This is a genomic window from Pseudomonas sp. P5_A2_2 (assembly GCF_054177685.1).
In genome coordinates, this window is record NZ_JBGCUL010001142.1 from 1 (window position 1) to 1,327 (window position 1,327).

At 63.5% G+C, this 1,327-nt stretch carries 1 protein-coding gene and 1 pseudogene; both read left to right on the forward strand.

Annotated elements, in window-relative coordinates:
• Positions 1–925: cobalamin biosynthesis protein CobW (gene cobW, locus ACXRVY_RS29540; RefSeq protein ID WP_458239025.1), on the forward strand; the 925-nt coding region annotated here is incomplete at its 5' end.
• Between the two features lie 3 nt (positions 926–928).
• Positions 929–1,327, forward strand: a pseudogene (locus tag ACXRVY_RS29545) (cobaltochelatase subunit CobN); the annotation flags it as partial.

Consider the following 1,327-nt stretch of genomic DNA (forward strand, 5'->3'; position numbering starts at 1 on the left):
GCTCCATCGGTTGCACCGAAGCTCCATCGGTTGCACCGAAGAAGAAGCCAAAGGCCGTGTCTATGAACTGGCCAACGGCTGCCTGTGCTGCACGGTTCAGGAAGAATTCTTCCCGGTGATGCGCGAACTGGTGGCCCGTCGCGGCGATCTCGACCATATCCTCATCGAAACGTCCGGCCTGGCGCTGCCCAAGCCGCTGGTGCAAGCCTTCCAGTGGCCGGAAATCCGCAGTGCCTGCACGGTGGATGCAGTGATCACCGTGGTCGACAGCCCGGCCGTCGCCGCCGGCACCTTCGCCGCGTTCCCGGATCAGGTCGACGCCCAGCGCAAACTCGACCCGAACCTGGACCACGAATCGCCGCTGCACGAACTGTTCGCCGACCAACTGGCCAGCGCTGACCTGGTGATCCTCAACAAAACCGACCTGATCAACCCGGCGGACCTGGCCCGTGTGCGCCTGGAAGTCGCCGAGGAATTGCCGCCAGCGGTGAAAATCGTCGAAGCCAGCAGCGGTCGCCTGCCGCTGGACGTGCTGATCGGCCTGGGTGCCGGCTCCGAAGAGCACATCGACAGCCGTCACAGCCACCACGACCATCATCACGATGGCGACGACGATCATGATGACCACGATCACGACGCCTTCGATTCGATCTCCATCGAACTGCCGCAAGCCGATGAAAGCCTGCTGATGGACGCGCTGACCCAACTGGTGGTCCAGCACGGCATCTTGCGAGTCAAAGGCTTCGCCGCCGTTCCGAACAAACCGATGCGCCTGCTGATCCAGGGCGTGGGCACACGTTTCGACAAGCACTTCGACCGCCAGTGGGGTGCTGAAGAAGCGCGAGTCACCCGTCTGGTGCTGATCGGCCAGGAACTGGATGCCACGGTTCTCGAAGCGCAATTGCGCGCCGCGCTCAGCGTGTAAGCCATGCACCTGCTCAGGACCCAGCCCGGCGGTTTCGTGTCGGATGACAACATTGCCGACCTTGGACAAACCCCCGCCGAGCTGGTGATCCTGTGCAGCGGCGACTCCAGCCTGGCGCTGCTCGCCGAAGCGGCGCAGCAATTGCCCGACGATTACCCGAGCGTGCGCCTGGCCAACCCGATGCAGGTGCAGAACCATGCCTCGGTCGATTTGTACGTCGATGAAGTGCTGCGTCACGCAAAGGTGATCCTGATTTCGCTGCACGGCGGTATCGCCTATTGGCGTTACGGCATCGAGCGCCTGGTCGAACTGTCGCAGCGCGGCGTRCAGGTGATTCTGGTGCCGGGCGATGATCGTCCGGACCCGGAGCTCAGCGACCTGAGCACCGTCGGCGCCGAGGAC